Origin of the sequence: Blastopirellula sediminis, assembly GCF_020966755.1 — a bacterium.
GTDB classification, from domain to species: domain Bacteria; phylum Planctomycetota; class Planctomycetia; order Pirellulales; family Pirellulaceae; genus Blastopirellula; species Blastopirellula sediminis.
Genome location: NZ_JAJKFT010000010.1, coordinates 158,782 through 176,334 on the forward strand (window position 1 = coordinate 158,782; position 17,553 = coordinate 176,334).

A 17,553-nucleotide genomic window follows, 5' to 3' on the forward strand; every position below is an offset into this window, starting at 1 on the left:
GAGCACTACAATCGAATTGCGTGAAGATTCGTTAGGCCAGCAGCGCTTCGATCGGCCCCGACGAATCGGCGAAGTGGGTCGCCGGCGACCCGATCGCTTGCAGCATCGTCAGCAGCAAATTCGACATCGGATTATCGCGGGTTGATGCGATATGCTGCCCTTGCTTCAAGCGACCGCCCCCTTTCCCACCAACCAACAGCGGCAGATCGTGCGGGTTGTGGGAGTTTCCGTCGCGAAGCCCCGAACCGAACAGAATGACGCTGTTGTCGAGGACGTTGCCATCCCCTTCCGGCGTCGCTCGCAGCTTTTCGAGCAGATAGGCGTACTGCGCGACGTGCCACTTGGCGATCAGTTCATACTGGGCCAGATTCTCTTCTTTCCCTTGGTGGTGCGACAGCTCATGGTGCGATCCAGTGACCCCATCCAGGAACGCAAAGTTGATCGAGCTGACCGAGTTGCCGAACATGAATGTGGCGACGCGGGTAATGTCGGCCTCGAACGCCAAAGCGATCATATCGAGCATCAACCGGGTTCGCTCGGCGTGATCCTTCGGATCGCTGACCGGCGCGGTACGGCCTGAGAAATCGACTTTCGACTTCCAGGTGTTTTGCGACTTCGATTCAACCATCTCCAGCCGCTTCTCGAGCGAACGGACCGATTCGAGATATTGATCGAGACGATGACGGTCGTTGTGCCCCAGTTTGTTTCGGAGCGAGTTCGCCTCGGCGCTAACGCGATCCAGCAGCGGACGGTTCGATCGCCCGTCCGACTTTCCGCTGGCGATCATCGTCATCCGATCGAACGCCAACCGGGGATTAATCTCTTTGGCCAGCGGCTGCGTCGGGGTCCGCCACGAAACGTGGGCGCCGTAGACGCGGGTATAGCCGACCGTTCCGTCGACGCCTGAACTGACCGGCTCGGTCCCGAGTTCCATCGACGGCAGCGGCGTGTACTTGCCGAGCAGATCGGCGGCGACCTGATCGGCCGAGACCCCGCCGCTGTTCAGATTGACGCCGGTCGTTTTGGTGATCGTCGTACCAGTGAGCCAGGCGGCGTCTTTCACGTAGTGACCGTCGCCGGTGTTCGTCGCTTCGTGCCACAAGCCGGAGACGACCGAGACGTCCTCTTTGATGCCAGCGAGCGGTTCTAGCTGTCGCGGCAGTGCATAACCGGTTCCGGTCTCAGCTGGCGTCCAAACTTCCTGACGCACGCCGTTCGGGAAGAAGAGAGCGGCGAAGCGTCGCGGCGCATCGCCGGCGTCCCCTGCGGCGAAGGCAGGGCTCATCGCTTCGAGCCAAGGAAGCGCCAAGGCGGCGGCGCCGGCGCCACGCAGAACAGTTCGACGAGTGATCTTGGGCGTCTTCATTGGCTGATTCTCTTATGTCGAAAGGGCTCGCTCGTCACGATCGCGAGCACTAGTTCCTGGGAACGATAATCATTGTTTTGCAGCCGCTCGACGATCGCCTCGACCGTAGCGACGTCATTGGACGCCAAACCGCGCGCGAGCGCGTAGCCGAGCATCTTCTGCGTCAGGTGGCGCACGAACTGCTCTTTGTTGTCCAGCAGGTATTTCTTCAGACCGGCCTGACCGTCGATCTTCACGCCGCCAGGCAGTACCGCGACCGGATCGATCTTTCCGCCGGAGTCGCTATCGCGCCAGCGGCCGATCTCGTTGAAGTTTTCGAGCGCGAACCCGATCGGGTCGATCCGATTGTGGCAAGTCGCGCAGGCCGGGTTTTCGCGATGCTGCTGCAGCCGAGCTCGTAGCGTTTGCTTCTCGGCGACTTCCTTCGACTCTTCCAGCGGCGGAACATTGGCCGGCGGCGGAGGCAGTTCCACGCCCAGCATCTTGTCGAGCACCCAGACGCCGCGCAGCACCGGGCTGCTGCGACGCGGATACGAGGCGATCGCCATCACGCCTCCTTCCCCCAGGACGCCGCCGCGATAGCGATACTCTTCGGGCAGTTTGTAACGCTGCAGCCGCTGATTGAACTCCCCTTCGATCTTCTTCCGATCGAGCTGGTACATGTCGCACAGTTCGGCATTGAGGAAGGTCCAGTCGGCGTCGATCAGGCTAAGCAGGCTATCGTTCTCGCGCAACATTGACTCGAAAACGTAGACCGGCTGATCGCGCAGCGACGCGACGTGCTGATCTTTCATCCAGCGATGCAGTTCCGGATCGACCTTTTTCGTGTTCCCGAGGTCGGCTGTTCCCAACCACTGACCGACGAATTGGGTCAGCGAATCGTTGAGATTGGTCCCCCGCTCTTTGATCATGCGAATCGCCTGGCGTTTCAGCTCTTCGGGATCTTGCAGCTTGCCGGCGTCGGCCGCTTCGCGCAGCTGCCGGTCAGGCATCGTCGCCCAGAGAAAATAGCTGAGCCTCGTCGCCAACTCATGATTGGTGAGCGGAACCGTCTTGTTCGGCTCACTGGGGGCATCCTCAATCAGGAAGAGGAAGTTGGGGGAGATCAACACGCCCCGCATTGCGTAAAAACAAGCGGCGTCAAAATCAAGCCCATCAGCGCGGGCTTCGTCATACGTCTTCAAGATGGCCGCAAGTTCGTCTTCGGTGGCTGGTCGACGAAACGCACGGTTGGCGAACTCTCGCAAGTTTCGCTTCGCCGCTTCTTGTTCCGGCAGCTTGTCGCTGGGACGTTCGCGCAGCAGTCGCTTGCGCGATGAGGAGTCGTGCGCCGCATAGTCGAGCGCCGTGACCGCGGCGTCGACATACTTCTCGGCGTGAATTGGCGAGATGATCAGCGTCTCGGCCGCGTTGTTAAAACCTTCTCCGCCGGCGGAGTCTTGCGGCAGTCCATTGCCGGCGTCGAAGTGAGCGCCGAGCAAGTCGCGAATCGTGTTCGAGTATTCATGCACCGCCATCCGGCGAAACATCGGCGGGCCGGCGAGCTCTCCTTGCTGACGCACGGCATCCCGCGTCGCCTGCTTGATCCAGTCGACCAGTTTCAGACGAGCGTCGGCGTCCATCGGCTCGGCGTCGTCCGGCGGCATCGAGTGATCGGCCAGCCGCTGACGCAGATTCATCCACTCGTCGTAATGCGTTCCCATCGCACCGGAGTCGGTAAGTTTACTGAGGGTGAAGCCCCCCTCCCTTTCTTCGCCGCTGTGACAATCGGCGCAGGAGACCTCCAGCATCTTCTGGGCGACGACGAAGTCCATCTTCGGCGCTTCGTCCGCGAACGCTTGGGCCATGCAGACCGCGACGCTCATCGCGCCGAAAGCGGCGAGACGAACGAGTCGAGCGCAAAGCTGGGAGTGGAGTTGCATGGAGATCGACTTCAAACGCGAACCGGGAAGGTAACCGCAGCCGCGATTGGGTTGGGTGGGAAAGGGCGAGACGTCAGGAAGTCCGCCGGTGGGAGGGCATTCCTATTGTCGATACAGGCCGGCTTTCGTCAATAGAATGGCGGCACTCCCGTTAGGGGGAATGCTCGCCGATAATGGCGGCTAGCATTAGATTTACGACGATCGATATAAGCTGCCGCTTTCGGTCGATTCAGACGCGACTTAGGCGACCTCGGCGACTACTTCGAGTCGGCCGTCATCAGGCCTTGCCGGGCGGCCTGAACTTCGTCGTACATCTGAGGATTTTCATCGTAAAGGGAGACGATCCGGCGATAGATCAGCCGGGCATGATCGCGATCCCCCTTTTCGAGCGCCTTGTCGGCGAGAACGAGGTATTCGTCCACCGACGAGATTTCCTCGCTCGGCTTCACAACCTTGCGGTTCTTCAGCGTTTCTAGCTCTTGCTGGGCGATCAGGTAGTAGGGGCGCTCCTCGCGCGAATCAGGATGCAGCTTGGCGACCATTTCGTCATATTTCGTCCAGGCAAGAAGCTGACTGCCGAGCGAATCACACTTGCGGGCGGCGGCCAACATTTCTTCGCCGGTGCTACTGTACTGCTTGCCGAGTCGTTCTTTGGTACGCAACCGCGATTCAGCGTCGCTGATCCAGATCTTGTCGACCAAGGCTTGCGCTTCGGCGGCGTGCGGACTGTCAGGATACTTTTCTAACAGCGGCGACAAGTAAGTCTCTTCCGCGAGTTTCCAATCAGTCTCCTTGTCCGATTGCATCAACTTCGCGCCGCGATCAAACAGCTGCTGCTCCGACATCGGCAGGAACGCAAAACCGATCATCCCGATGACCAGCAGCAAACAAAGGACAAGAAACCACGGGCGTTCGTAAATCGGCCCGGCCGGCCCCTTTACCACTTTCTGTTTCAGCAGACGACGCGCGTCTTCTTTGGCGACGCCGGTTGCAATGTTGCTGTTGCGGCCGGCGTTGCCGACGACGGCATGTTCGAGCGAACTGGTTCCGGCGGCGACCGCCGAGCGAGTTTCTCGTAGCGCCGACGCGACCGCTTCCATCGATGCGGGTCGTTTGGCCGGATCGACCTCGATCATCTGCATGATTATCCGGTCGAGCCAGATCGGGCAATCGAGCGCCAACGTCGCAATTCGCGGCGGTTCGATCGCAAATCGCTCGACAGTTGCGTTCGTTTCCCCTTCGGCGATTGGGAAAGGTACGCATCCCGACAAAGCGCGATACATGATGCAACCGAGCGAGAAAACGTCGGTGCGAGCGTCGACGTTCGCTTCGAGATCGAACTGCTCAGGCGCGAGGTATTGTTGGTTTTCGAGCGACGGTTCGGAGACCGGTTCTTTCCGCCAGGCGACGCCGGCCCAGAAGTTGGTCAGCTTTACTTCTAGCGGCAGATCAGGATGCTTCAGTCCTTCGCCGGCCAGCAAGACGCAACAAGGATTGAGACGGAGATGAAAGACGCCGCGCGAGTGCGCGAATTCCATGCCGGCGCAGACCTGCTGAGCGATGTCGAGCAAGACGCCCCACATGATCGTCATCCGGTCGTCCATGTACTGGGCGAACGATTCTCCTTCGACCAGTTCCATCGCCAGAAACGCAGTCGACTCGTCGATACCTGCGCCATAACAACGGACGATATTGGGGTGGTTCAACTTGCGAAGGAGTTCGCTGCGAGCTTGCAGTTGCTTGCGGCCGACCGGATCGGCGGCGTAGCGCGCCGGCAAGATTTGAATTGCGGCTTGGCGATGCTGTTTCAGATGAACGGCGCGAAAAATCTCGGTGTCATGACGACGGTCGAGACGGTTCTCTAGCGCGAAGGGGCCAAGGCGAGACAGAGTTACCATGCGTTTTCTTCAACCTCTTCTCCCCGGTCTTCGGAGAGACTCATTGCGCTTTTTAGGCAACGTATTGGCATCGTGGGTGGTCCCGGTTGCGATCCTTCGCAAGCCGACGCCGGTTGTACAGTATCAAGCTGGGCGTTTAGCTGGCAGCGGCCTTGACGCTATTTCTAGGACGCCGCAACTAGTTCTATCGTTGCGAAATTCGGGCCAAATCCTCCAATTTGGACGATTTTATCACTAACTCCTTATTTTACGCCCAAATTCGTGCGGGAAAGCGCCTCGAAATGAGAAGTGCGCCTCGTCTTGAGACACGCTTCGACGTTGCTCTGTTCGCGGAACCTCAATAGAATCAACCCGCTCTACTCCGCGCAAGTAGCGGAAGAATCTTGAAAATCCCCCTAACTCGTTGGGAAATTGCCATGGATGGCGCCGCCCTACGACTGACGGCTGAGACTCCGCAGGAAGAAATCCTCCGGTTTGGCCGGACAATCATTCAACAAGAAGCCAGCGCGCTCACGGCGATCGCCGAGCGCCTCGACGATCGCTTTTGCCACGCGCTCGAACTGGTCATGCAGTGCCCCGGTGACGTGATCGTTACCGGCATGGGGAAAGCCGGGCTAATTGGTCAAAAAATCGCGGCCACCTTCGCATCGACTGGTACGCCTAGCCATTTCCTCCATCCTGCCGAAGCGATCCATGGCGATCTCGGACGAGTCGACCAAAATGACGTGATCCTCGTCTTTTCGCAAAGCGGCGAAACCGAAGAAGTGGTTCGCTTGCTCCCGTCGCTGAAGTCGCTGGGCGCCCGAATCGTGGCAGTCACTGCCAACGAAAGCAACACGCTGGCTCGCGCCGCGGAAGTGATCCTGCCCCTCGGACCAATCGTCGAAGCCGGAGCCAATCGCCTGGCGCCAAGCACCAGTACAGCCGCGATGCTCGCGATCGGCGACGCGCTCGCGTTAACTTGCAGTTGGCAGCGCGGGTTTCGACCGGAAGATTTCGCGCGTTATCATCCCGGCGGAAGCCTGGGACGCAAACTTGCGCTGGTCGACGAGGTGATGCGTCCCCTCCATGAATGCCGTATCGCTCGCTGCGATCAAACGGTCCGCGACGTCTTTGTCGGCGCATGTCGTCCCGGCCGACGTACTGGCGCGATCATGCTGGTCTGTTCGGAAGGGAAACTGGAAGGCCTGTTCACCGACAGCGATTTGGCTCGCATTTTCGAAACCGGGCGAACGGAACTGCTCGATCATGAGATTTCGAGCGTGATGACCAAGTCGCCCAAAACGGTTACCAGCGGCGTCCGCGTGCAAGCTGCACTAGAAGCGATCGCCAAACTGAAGATCAGCGAGTTGCCGGTCATCAATGCCGCCGGACAACCGATCGGCATGATGGACATCACCGACCTGGTTGAACTCTCACCGTCCAACGCCGGTGAAGAAGCGACCGCCGAGAAGCCGGAATCGCCCTGGACCGTTCCCTTTCCGAACCAGAACGGGGGACCTGCGTAGATGAAACTGGAAGAACGCTGCAAGTCGATTGAATTCATCGTCTCGGACGTCGACGGCGTCCTGACCGACGGGGGCGTCTTGCTTGACAACGAAGGTATCGAAACGAAGCAGTACCACATTCGCGACGGACTTGGCATCAAGGTCTGGCGGAAAGCAGGCTTTCGATTCGGGATCATAACCGGTCGAAACTCGCAAACGGTTCGTCTCCGTTCGTCGGAACTCGGCATCGACGTCGTTCGCCAAGGAGTCGACGACAAACTGACCGTCGCCAACGACTTCCTGAAACACTTCGGTCTGACCACGCAGCAAATGGCCTACATCGGCGACGACCTGCCCGACTTGCCGGTAGTTCGCGTCGCTGGACTGGGGGTCGCCGTCAATGACGCCGCCGCCGAACTGCGGGAAGCGGCCCACTACGTGACTGCCGCGCCAGGCGGACGGGGCGCCGTTCGCGAACTGGTGGAACTGATCCTGAAAGCGCAAGGGCGCTGGGCCGATATCGTTCGCAGCTTCTAAATCGATCGTGATCGTTTTCCTTGACTCCCACCTACCCTATCGACGTAACCCGGCGACAGCGCGATGTTGAATAAGCTCAAGCGAATCGCCATCAGTCTCGCCGTTGTGGTCGGCGCGTACGTTATGTACGCCGTCGCGGTAGTCCCCTGGATTGAGCCGAACCTGCGCCGCGTCGATACGACCGATCAGACCTACATCAAGCCGGACATCGTCGGCCAACAGAAGGAATTTCTGGCGAAGTTCTTTCCTGAGGGCTCGTGGCAATTAGGACGTACGAAGGTTCTCGAAAGCAAACGCATCATGCTGTTGATGCGCGACTTCAAAGAACTGGAGTTCGACGAAAATGGGAACAAACAACCGAATCGTTTGAAGCTGGAACCGGTCACGATCCTGGTTTTTTCGACCGACGATCGCCAAGAACGAATCAACGAACCGCCGCTAATCCTGGAAGGAAAAGAGGCGATCCTCAACTTCAGCGAATTGAATCTCTCGTTCGGCAAGATCGGCGATCTGAACGGCGGCACCTTGGCCGGCGACGTCACCATCCGCCGCGAACCTTCTTCTCCCCAGGCCCGCAACGGAATCGCGATCAAAACGCGCGACGTCGAGATGCACCCTGGCTGGATCGAAACCAAGGCGCCGATCCAATTCCGCTACGGCGGCAGTTCCGGCAGCGGTCGCCATTTGATCGCCAAGCTGGATGAAACGTCGAAGAAGCCGGGGCAAAAGCCTTCGGCGGTCGGCGGCCTCCAGTCGTTGCAATTGAACCACGTCGATCGCGTGCTGATCGCGTCGCAGGGAGGACTGAACGATCCGATTGGACCAAGCGCGGGAGCTCAGCAGGCCAATGCGGCGCCGCTCGAAATCACCTGCAATGGTCCGTTCCTGTTTGACGCCGCGCACAAAATTGCGAGCTTTCGCGAACGTGTCGTCGTTACGCGGCCGACCGAAGCGACGACGCCCGACCAACTGCGCGGCGACTTGATCGAGGTCTACTTCACCGAAGAAGATGAGGAGAAAGTCGCTCAAACGGGCGGCAAGCCGGCCGACGATTCGAAGTCGATGGGCAAATTGAAAGTACAGCGACTGGTCGCCGTCGGTCAACCGGCGACGCTGCAAGCTCCCAGCGCCGGCGCACGTGCGACCGCCCAGCAGTTCATCTACGACGTGATCCGCCGCCGCATCGAAGCGAGCGGCGATCAAACGACCGAACTGGCGAAAGACCAGTGGGTCGTTCGTTCTCCCAACGTTCAGTACGAAATGGCCGAGAACAATCGCGACCTAGGCCGTCTCTGGGCGGCTGGTCCCGGGACGTTTAGCGGCCAACTTGGCAAAGACAACAAGGCGGGCGACGCCGTCCGCGTCGGCTGGCGCGATCAACTGCGGGTCGAACCGAACGAAGCTGGCGAACATGTCATGACGCTGGCCGGCGACGTTTCGGCCGGAGTCGACGGTCGCGGCCAGATCCAGGCCGACAACCTCTACATCTGGATTCGTTCCCTCAGCATCCCAGGCAAGCGTGACAAACAGCTGCTGGCCGATCGCATGCACGCCAACGGTCGCGTCGATATTCGTTCGCCGCAACTCAATGGGCAAACAAAGGAACTAAAAGCCTGGTTCCAATATCCGGAACTCAACGCGGCGCAAAACCTCGATCAACCGAATGAGCAATCGGTGACGCTGGTCCGGCCGGGCTCGAACGTCGTTTCCCCTTCGCCGCCATCGAATCCTTCCGGCATGAACGTTTCGCTCAATCGGAACGAGCAGCCGCAGATGTTGCCCCCGATCGCCTTCGGCGGGGAGTCCGAACCGAACAAAGAACCGACCACGAAGTTCGACATGCAGGGAGACCTGATTCAGTTGGTCTTCATGCGTTTGGCCGAACGGATGCTGGTCGAAAACGCGACGATCTCCGGCCATGTTGAAGTGAAAGAGACGTCGTCGACCGAACCGAACAAGCCGCCGCTGGTCGTCACCGGCGACGTCATTCAGATCGAACACGCATCCTCCCCCAATGCTTACGCCCATGTCGTCGGCGCGCCAGGGATGATTTCGGGACGCGGCATTCAGCTCTTCAGCAATCACCTGCAAATGGATCAGGCCCGCAATCGGGTCTTTTCGCAAGGTCCCGGCGAACTGCTGCTGCCGATGGATCGCGACTTTGAAGGACGCAAGCTGGCGCTGCCCGAGATCTACACGGTTACCTGGCAGGGGAGCCTGGAGGTGATCGGCGATCGGATCATTTTCGATCGCAACATCGCGGTGAGAGGTCGCCCGATGCAGTTCCAAAAAGGACAGCTCGGCCTGGTCACCGAACAACGCCAGCTCAACACCGGTCGCATGGAAGTGGTGCTCGACCAGCCGGTCGAATTCCGTCAGCTCGGCAAAAGCCGCAATCCAAGCGTTCGCCGAATCGAATGCAAACAAGGTTTCAACGCTTACAACCCGACCGTCGAATTTGGGAAGCTGATCAGTATCGACGAGATGCGGGCCGACAACCTGAGCATCGACCAAGTCACCGGCGACATCGTGGTCAGCGGCGCCGGCGCGGCACGCAGCACCCGAATCGGCTTCCGCGGGTTCGATGCGACGATGCAACAAGGTCCCTCCCCTGCTCCGCCGAGCAATCAGCTCACCTTTGTCGAAGTTAACTTCCGCCAAGGGGTTCTGGGGAACATCCATCGCCGGCAGATCTCGTTCCGCGACGTGCACCCGGCGATTTACGGCCCGATCAACAATTGGGGAGAAGCGATCGCTCCCAACTCGCTGCAAGGGCTGCGTGAGAACGACGTCGAACTGGCTTGCGAGGAGTTGACGATCGCACAGCTCGCGTCTCCAAGCGGCACGACGCAATCGATCGAACTGATCGCCAACGGCAACGCCAACGTTCGCGGGCGACTCTATTCGGCGACTGGCGAGCGGTTCACCTACTCGAACGAAAAACAGATGATCGTGCTGCATGGGAGCGGACGCTCGATGGCGCAGCTCTCGTACCAGCAGCAGCTTGGCGCGCCTCGTCAAACTGCGTCGGCCGGGACAATTCATTTCTGGCCGAAGGAACATCGCTTTGAGGCGAGCAACGGTCGTTCGATCGAAGTTTCCAATTTGCCTAAATAGAGCAGCTTGCGCTTTGCATATTTGGCTTCCAATCAGCACGTAGCGTCGCGAATAAAAATGTTCGTGAATTCTGCCTGCTTCGTGCGGAAATTCACTATCACGGCCCGCTCGGCTAGCCCATAACAAGAGTCGCCGCTTCTACCTTACGATCATCTTCTCCGGGAGCCGAAACCCAATGGCAGAGTCGCAATCCGAATCGGAACATGTTGAAAGCTCGCCCGCTGCGGCGCCTCGTCGCAATTGGTTGGCAGCCGTGGGCAAGATCGCCCTCTACTCGTTCTTGCTCTTGAGCGCGGGGACGCTCTTCGCCGCCCAATACGTACCGGAGGTCGCCAATGCGTTGTCGTTCCTCTTGCCGGAAGAAGAGCCCCATAGTTGCTGTTCTCAGAGAAGTAATCCATGTCCTTCGACCATGACGGCTGATTATGCGTCGTACAGCGACGGGGCGAGTTGCTGCCCAAGCAGCAGCGGATGCCCCGCTTCTGGCGGCTGTCCCAATGAAATGCTGGTCACGGAAGTGGATTCGACCCCAGAAACCGATCCGCAACTCGCGAAGGCAGACAATCCACCGATTCCGCCGGTGGTCGACTAAATAAGACCGTTTTCAGAACGATTGTTAGAATTAAAAGAGACGGGCCCAGTCGGGTCACGTCTCTTTTTCGTATGCAATCTTTAGATGTGCCCCATTCGCAAACCGATGGTTAGCAACAGAATGAATAGCCGAAATCATCGTTTTTTCAAAAAATGATTGAAGCCGGGGCCCTGATTATATAAAATCCGTCGTATTCCTATCGTCCGAGTCGCGACGATAAGTCACCAAGTTAGAGAGAACTACCGTGGCAAGCGCAAACGAAGTCCAACATGGGGCCCGCCGTCAGAAACTTGTGAGCGATATTTTGCTTGTCCTGTTTGAAGGTAAGTTCGCTCCGGGACAGCGACTTCGCTTGGAACACCTTGCCGAGCAGTTTGAAGTCAGCGTCACGCCGGTTCGCGAAGCGCTGGTCGAACTGGCCGGTATCGGCGTGGTCGAATTGCAGCCGAATCGGGGCGCGGTGCTCCGCCCTTTCGGTCCGCGCCAGGTCGAAGAGATCTGCCAGGTTCGCCGCATTCTGGAATGCGAAGCGGTTCGCAGCGTCTGCGGGCGGATCGCTCCGTTTGAACTGGAACTGCTCGAATCGCAATTCGCCGAACTCGACTCCGCCAAACGCAACAAACGTTGGTCGCAAAAGACCCGCGAGCAAGACTCGCAACTCCACGAACTGATCGCCGAACGCTGCGGCAGCGAACGCCTGGCGTATGAGATTGGTCGCTATAAGGTTCTGTTCCGCACGCTGCGCGACGCGCGCCACTTGCGCCGATCGTCGCGCGACTACTACGCGGAAATGAACGAAAACGCCGAACACCTGGAGATCGTGCGCGCCATCAAAGCGAACGACTCCAACCGAGCATCCGACGCGATGGCCTATCACATCGAAAAGTCGGTCGAGGCCCTCATCGCCGATTTGTTTGATCCGCAACAGATTGCCGCCGACCGACGCGAGTCCTTTTTAACCCGCCAAACCGTTTCCTCCTGAGGAGCGAATCGTCTGTGAAATGCCTACCTTTTCTCTTCACGACGCTAGTTGCCCTTTTCCTTCCTTCCTCCCTCCTACCTGCCGCTGAAAACGAAAAACCTGTCGATTTCGAGCAGGAAGTTGCGCCGCTCCTTTCGCGGCGTTGCGTCTCGTGCCATTCTCCCAACATCAAAAAGGGAGAATTGTCGCTCGCGAGTCCTGACGACTTGTTGACCAACGGTTTCGTCGTCCCTGGCGATGCGGCCGGCAGCTATCTGCTGGAAGTCGTCGTTCCCGACGGAGACAAACGCCCGGCGATGCCCAAGTCGGGCGAAGTCCTCAGCGAAGCGGAAGTCGACCTGCTCCGCCGTTGGGTCGAACAAGGCGCCGTATGGCCCGAGGGAGTCGTCATTCACGAAGCGTCGAAAGCGGACCGCTCGTGGTGGTCGCTGCAACCGCTGGCGGAAGCCAAACTGCCTGCAGCCGACGAAGCTCCCGACGCCTGGAAACAGAATCCGATCGATCGCTTCGTCTGGGCGAAACTGGCTGAAGCTCAGCTGAAGCCGAATCCTCCGGCCGATCGTCGTACGCTGATTCGCCGTGCGACTTTCGATCTAACCGGCTTGCCGCCGACGCCCGAAGAAGTCGAAGCGTTCCTCGCCGACAATTCGCCGGACGCCTATCCGCAACTGATTGAGCGGCTCCTCGCTTCCCCTCGCTATGGGGAACGCTGGGGTCGGCATTGGCTCGACGTCATTCGCTTCGGCGAAAGTCGCGGCTTTGAGCGGAATCAGATCATCACGAACCTCTGGCCGTTCCGCGATTACGTCATCCGCTCGATCAACGAGGACAAGCCGTTTGATCAATTCATTCGCGAACACTTGGCCGGCGACGTGATCGCGCCAAACACGCCCGACGTCGAAATCGGCGCCGCGTTTCTGGTCGCCGGGCCTTACGATGACGTCGGCAATCAAGACCCGGCGCAAGCGGCCCAGATCCGGGCCAATACGATCGACGAGATCATTCGATCCTCCAGCGAAGCGTTTCTCGGCCTGACCGTCGGCTGCGCCCGCTGCCATGACCACAAGTTCGACGCGATTACGCAGAAGGACTATTACGGTCTGTACGCCACCTTCGCCGGCATCAAACATGGCGAACGCCCCGTCGCCACCGAAGCGGAGCGCAAGGAACGCGAGGAACGGCTTGGCGACTTGCAAAAGCAACAAGCCGATCTGACGCGTCAACGAGACGACATCCAAAAGTTCGCCATCGCCCGCGGTGATGCGAAGAAAGAACATTACGACCAGCTCTGGTCCCGCCCCGCCGTTTCGCGGCAAACGACCGAAGAACGTTTTGCGCCGGTAGCCGCCAAAATGGTTCGCCTGATTGTCGAAGGCCAGGAACGTAATCCGAGCGCGAACAACGGCTACGGCATCGACGAGTTCGAAGTCTGGACCGCCGGCGATAATTCGCAAAACGTGGCGCTCGCCTCGTCGGGAGCGACGGCCGTTGGCGATTCGCGTCATGCCGGCGACTTTGACGCCGCCTACAGCGCCAATCTCACGATCGACGGGAAGTTTGGAGCCCGCTGGCTCGCCGCTGGCCCGCAATTGACGATCACCTTGGCCGAGCCGCAATCGATCGATCGGGTCGTATTCTCCAGTGATCGCCCCGGCGCCGCCGCCGATCATGGAGTCGCGAATTTTGTCAGCGAATACCGCATCCTCGTATCGAGCGACGGCGAGAAGTGGACCGAAGTCGCCAATTCGCACGATCGTCAGCCGGTCAACGAAGCGCATCGCCACAAGCGTCTCTTGGCGGCGGAACTGACCGACGAAGATCGGGCCAATGACGCGGCGCTCGCGGCCAAACTGGCCGAGGTCAACAAGGCGATCAGCCAGGTCCCGCCGCTGCCGGTTTGGTGGGTCGGAACCCGCGACGCCGCGATGGGACCGTTTCATTTGTTCGTAGGGGGAAGTCCTCAGCGAAAAGGAGACGCGGTCACTCCCTGCAGTCTCTCGGGACTCTCGGAATCGGCCCCGACCTACGAACTTCCCGCCGACGCCGCCGAGTCTCAGCGTCGCTTGGAATTGGCCGATTGGATCATCGATCCGCAGAACCCGCTCCCGCAGCGCGTGCTGGCCAATCGCCTCTGGCAGCATCACTTTGGAACCGGAATCGTCGATACGCCGAACGACTTCGGCTACATGGGCGGAGCTCCTTCGCACCCGCAATTGCTCGATTGGCTGGCCGGCGAGTTGGTCAAAGATGGTTGGCATATCAAGCCGCTCCACCGCCAGATCATGCTCTCCCAGGCCTATCAGCAATCGAGCGACTATCGAGAAGATGCGGCGAAAATCGACGGCGACGCCCGGCTGTTGTGGCGATTTCCGCCGCGGCGACTTTCGGCCGAAGAGGTCCGCGACGTGATCTTGCAGATCTCGGACAAGCTCAATCTCGAGATGGGAGGCCCCGGCTTCCGCCTCTACCAATACCTGCAAGACAACGTGGCGACCTATGTGCCGCTCGACGAGCATGACGCGTCGACCTATCGCCGCGCGGTCTATCACCACAATGCTCGTGCGGCCCGTACCGACTTGATGACCGAGTTTGACAGTCCCGACTGCGCCTTCTCGGCGCCGCGTCGCGATGAGACGACGACGCCGCTTCAGGCGCTGACGATGCTCAATCACGACTTCACGCTCGACATGTCGCAGTTCCTCGCCGAGAGACTGCAAAAGGAAGCGGGCGACGATCCGCAAAAACAAATCCAGCGGGCCTACGCCCTCTGCTACGGTCGCGCCCCGACCGAAGCGGAAACGAAAGCCTGCGTCGCCTTGGCGGCCGAACATGGCCTGCCGGCGCTATGCCGAGCACTGCTGAACACCAGCGAATTGATCTACCTTCACTAATCACGGCTGACTCCCCGAGTGCAACGATGAACGCCTACGCCGAACTATCGCGACGCGGATTCTTGGGAAATATCGTGACCGGCCTTTCCGGCGTCGGCATGATCGATCTGCTGTCGCGCAGTGCGCTCGCCAATGAAGCGGCGCCGCAGGTTCAAGCTCCCCACTTCCCCCCCAAGGCGAAACGCGTCTTGCAGGTCTTCTGCCCCGGCGCCGCCTCGCACATGGACTTGTGGGACTACAAACCGTCGCTCGAGAAAATGGCGGGACAGCCCCTTCCCGGCGAGGAGAATTTTCTCTCGTTCCAAGGGAAGAACGGCAACCTGATGCCGAGCCCGTGGGCCTTCAAAGAATCGGGCCAGTGCGGCAAGCCGATCACGACGATGCTCCCGCATCTGTCGCAGCATGCGGACGAGATCGCCTTCATCCACTCGATGCACAGCAAAACCAACACGCATGGTCCCGGCTGCGTCTTCATGAACACCGGGCATACCAGCGAAGGTTTTCCGAGCGCCGGCGCCTGGCTCAGCTACGCCCTTGGCAGTGCGAATCAAAACTTGCCGACCTACGTTGCGATTCCGGACGTCCGGGGCGAACCGCCGAACGGCAAGGCGAACTGGTCGAACGGTTTCCTGCCGGCACGTCATCAAGCGATCGTCATGAGCGATCAGCAGCCCATCCGCAATCTGGCTCGTCCTGATCGAATCGCGGAAGCGGAAGACGCCGCCGCGCGTGCGCTGGTCGCCAAACTGAACCGCGACTTCGCCGACCAATACGCGGCCGAAACCGAACTGCAGGCTCGCGTCGCCGCCTACGAGTTGGCGGCCCGCATGCAGATGTCGGCGCCGGAGGTCTCGAACCTGGCGAGCGAAACCGAAGCGACGCATCAGCGATACGGCACCAGCGACGCTAATCCGCTGAAAGCGGCGTATGCTCGTAACTGTTTGCTGGCTCGGCGTCTGCTGGAACGTGGGGTGCGTTACGTCAACCTTTATTGCGCGTCACGCGCTTCGGGCGTTGACGGTCTGTTGAATTGGGACGCCCACAAGACGCTAAAGCCTGACTATGAGCGTCACTGTCCGATTCTGGATCAACCGACGGCGGCCCTGCTGACCGACCTGAAACAATCGGGGCTGCTCGAAGATACGCTCGTTTTGTGGACGACTGAGTTCGGCCGCATGCCGACCCATCAGGCCGGCACCACCGGACGCGATCACAACCCGGATGGCTTTACCTGCTGGATGATGGGCGCCGGTGTGAAAGGGGGCGTCAGCTACGGAGCGACCGACGAGTTCGGCCGCCGTGCGGAAGTTAATCCAACCACTGTCTGGGACTTCTATGCGACGGTGCTTCACCTGCTTGGCTTCGATCACGAAAAGCTGACCATCTACCACAACGGGCTCGATCGCCGATTAACCGACGTGCATGGTCACGTGATCAAAGAGATCTTGGCGTAACGCGACCGTTCGACTTACTCGGCGTCCGGGACGAAGAGTTCGTTCTCGACGCCGATCTTATCCGTTCGACCAGCAATTGAGGAAGCCGCTCGATCAACCGATCGTAGATAACGTCCAATTCCGCCGATTCCGACGATGGGCTTGGATTCTCCTCATCCTCCGCCAGACGTTCAAAGACCTCGTTGACGCTCTCTTCGGAGAGCGGCGTCTCGCCGAACATCAAATGCCGGGCCTTCGCAAAGTCGTCAGCGATGTCGTTGTAGCCGCACGCTCGCAACAGGCGAAGGTCGTGGTCGTATTCGAGGAAACGTTGGTCGAAATAACCGAAGATTCCGTTGACCATCGTTTCGCCGTAGATGCTTGTCAGGCGGTAGATGAGTTCGTCTGGCCCGCAGAGCGTTTCCTGCTCGTCGAAGACTCGATGAACGAGATTGGTCCAGTAGGTTTCAAAATCCATGTTCATCTTTCCTACTGGGCGTTTAAGCCCGCCGCTTACAGCAAGCTTTCCATCAGCAGCCGCATTTTGCGCATCTCCGCCATCTGATCGACGTCCGGCAGCGGCGGCATGTGGATGGTGAGGGCTCGCTTGTAGTTGACCGATTCGAGCTGCGAGATCACTTTGCCGAATTCGATTTCCCCTTGGCCGACGCGAACATGCATCTGGTTCTTCGTCGTGTCGCGCAAGTAGACGTGGCGGACGTAGCCGAGGATCTTTTCGTAGTTGGCCGGGCTATCTTCGCGGCAGGTGAAATGACTGGGATCGAGCGTGACGCCAAGTCCCTTCACGTTGTCGCAGAGGACTTTAATCGTGTCGGCGTCTTGCGACAAGCAACCGACGTGGGTGTGCATGCTGACGACGATCCCTTCGACGGCGGCGATCGCCACCAACTCACGGAGATGCTCGACCTCTTCATTGAACGGCGTACCGAATTCGCCGGAGGGAACCGTCAGGGACGAAACCTTGACCGCCTTGGCGAGCTTGCAGATCGCTTCAAACTGGCGATAGTGCTCTTCTTTGACGGCGTCGATCAGAACGCGAAAGTTCGAGATGTTCAGGCGCTGCGTATCGCGGCAGATTTCGAGGGCGCCTTCCGGGTCGTTGGCGACCAGACTCGGCTTGAGGTGCTTGCTCGACTCGCTGATGGTGAGATCAACGTTGCTGAATTCGAGATCAACAAGCTTTTCCATGCACTCGCGCATGGGAAGATCAGGAAAACACTCGCTTGAAGCCGAGACGAACACGAGAAGCTCCTTCCGGTCGAAAACATCCACGACGCATACCGAGCGTCGCCATTACGCCTAGTTTT

Annotated in this window: 12 protein-coding genes; 7 read left to right on the forward strand and 5 right to left on the reverse strand. The window is 59.4% G+C overall.

Annotation, left to right across the window (positions count from 1 at the left end):
* Positions 1–31: 31 nt before the first annotated feature.
* The 3 genes from LOC68_RS12095 to LOC68_RS12105 form a co-directional block, all read right to left on the reverse strand.
* The gene (locus LOC68_RS12095) at positions 32–1,366 is read right to left on the reverse strand and encodes a DUF1552 domain-containing protein (RefSeq protein WP_230218861.1); all 1,335 of its coding nucleotides are present in this window, start codon (positions 1,364–1,366) and stop codon (positions 32–34) included.
* Positions 1,363–3,288, reverse strand: a complete 1,926-nt coding sequence (locus LOC68_RS12100; RefSeq protein WP_230218863.1) for a DUF1588 domain-containing protein — start codon at positions 3,286–3,288, stop codon at positions 1,363–1,365. Before LOC68_RS12100 ends, LOC68_RS12095 begins: the two co-directional genes overlap by 4 nt.
* A 257-nt stretch (positions 3,289–3,545) precedes the next feature.
* Positions 3,546–5,186 carry a serine/threonine-protein kinase gene (locus LOC68_RS12105; protein WP_230218865.1) on the reverse strand — a complete coding sequence of 547 codons (1,641 nt, stop codon included), beginning with the start codon at positions 5,184–5,186 and terminating at the stop codon, positions 3,546–3,548.
* A gap of 416 nt (positions 5,187–5,602) precedes the next feature.
* Here LOC68_RS12105 and LOC68_RS12110 point away from each other — a divergent pair, with 416 nt between their 5' ends.
* The 7 genes from LOC68_RS12110 (at position 5,603) to LOC68_RS12140 (ending at position 16,246) form a co-directional block, all read left to right on the forward strand.
* Positions 5,603–6,694 (forward strand): KpsF/GutQ family sugar-phosphate isomerase, encoded by a 1,092-nt coding sequence (locus LOC68_RS12110; RefSeq protein ID WP_230218873.1) that lies wholly within the window; start codon positions 5,603–5,605, stop codon positions 6,692–6,694.
* Positions 6,695–7,210, forward strand: a complete 516-nt coding sequence (locus LOC68_RS12115; protein ID WP_230218875.1) for a KdsC family phosphatase — start codon at positions 6,695–6,697, stop codon at positions 7,208–7,210.
* Positions 7,211–7,273: 63 nt separating this feature from the next.
* Positions 7,274–10,327 (forward strand): hypothetical protein, encoded by a 3,054-nt coding sequence (locus LOC68_RS12120; RefSeq protein WP_230218877.1) that lies wholly within the window; start codon positions 7,274–7,276, stop codon positions 10,325–10,327.
* Between the two features lie 175 nt (positions 10,328–10,502).
* Positions 10,503–10,919, forward strand: a complete 417-nt coding sequence (locus LOC68_RS12125; protein WP_230218878.1) for a hypothetical protein — start codon at positions 10,503–10,505, stop codon at positions 10,917–10,919.
* Between the two features lie 244 nt (positions 10,920–11,163).
* Entirely contained in the window at positions 11,164–11,901 is a 738-nt protein-coding gene (locus tag LOC68_RS12130; RefSeq protein WP_230218879.1) for a GntR family transcriptional regulator, read from the forward strand.
* Positions 11,902–11,915: 14 nt separating this feature from the next.
* On the forward strand, positions 11,916–14,792 hold the full coding sequence (locus LOC68_RS12135) for a DUF1553 domain-containing protein (RefSeq protein ID WP_230218881.1): 2,877 nt from the start codon (positions 11,916–11,918) through the stop codon (positions 14,790–14,792).
* Between the two features lie 26 nt (positions 14,793–14,818).
* Complete coding sequence (locus LOC68_RS12140) at positions 14,819–16,246, forward strand: DUF1501 domain-containing protein (RefSeq protein WP_230218883.1); 1,428 nt, start codon at positions 14,819–14,821, stop codon at positions 16,244–16,246.
* On the opposite strand, the gene LOC68_RS12145 is transcribed toward LOC68_RS12140, so the two are convergent.
* Both LOC68_RS12145 and LOC68_RS12150 read right to left on the reverse strand, forming a co-directional pair.
* Entirely contained in the window at positions 16,227–16,703 is a 477-nt protein-coding gene (locus LOC68_RS12145) for a hypothetical protein (RefSeq protein WP_230218885.1), read from the reverse strand. The two genes, LOC68_RS12140 and LOC68_RS12145, sit on opposite strands and share 20 nt — an antisense overlap.
* Before the next feature lie 35 nt (positions 16,704–16,738).
* Complete coding sequence (locus LOC68_RS12150) at positions 16,739–17,434, reverse strand: sugar phosphate isomerase/epimerase family protein (RefSeq protein WP_230218887.1); 696 nt, start codon at positions 17,432–17,434, stop codon at positions 16,739–16,741.
* Positions 17,435–17,553 lie beyond the last annotated feature (119 nt).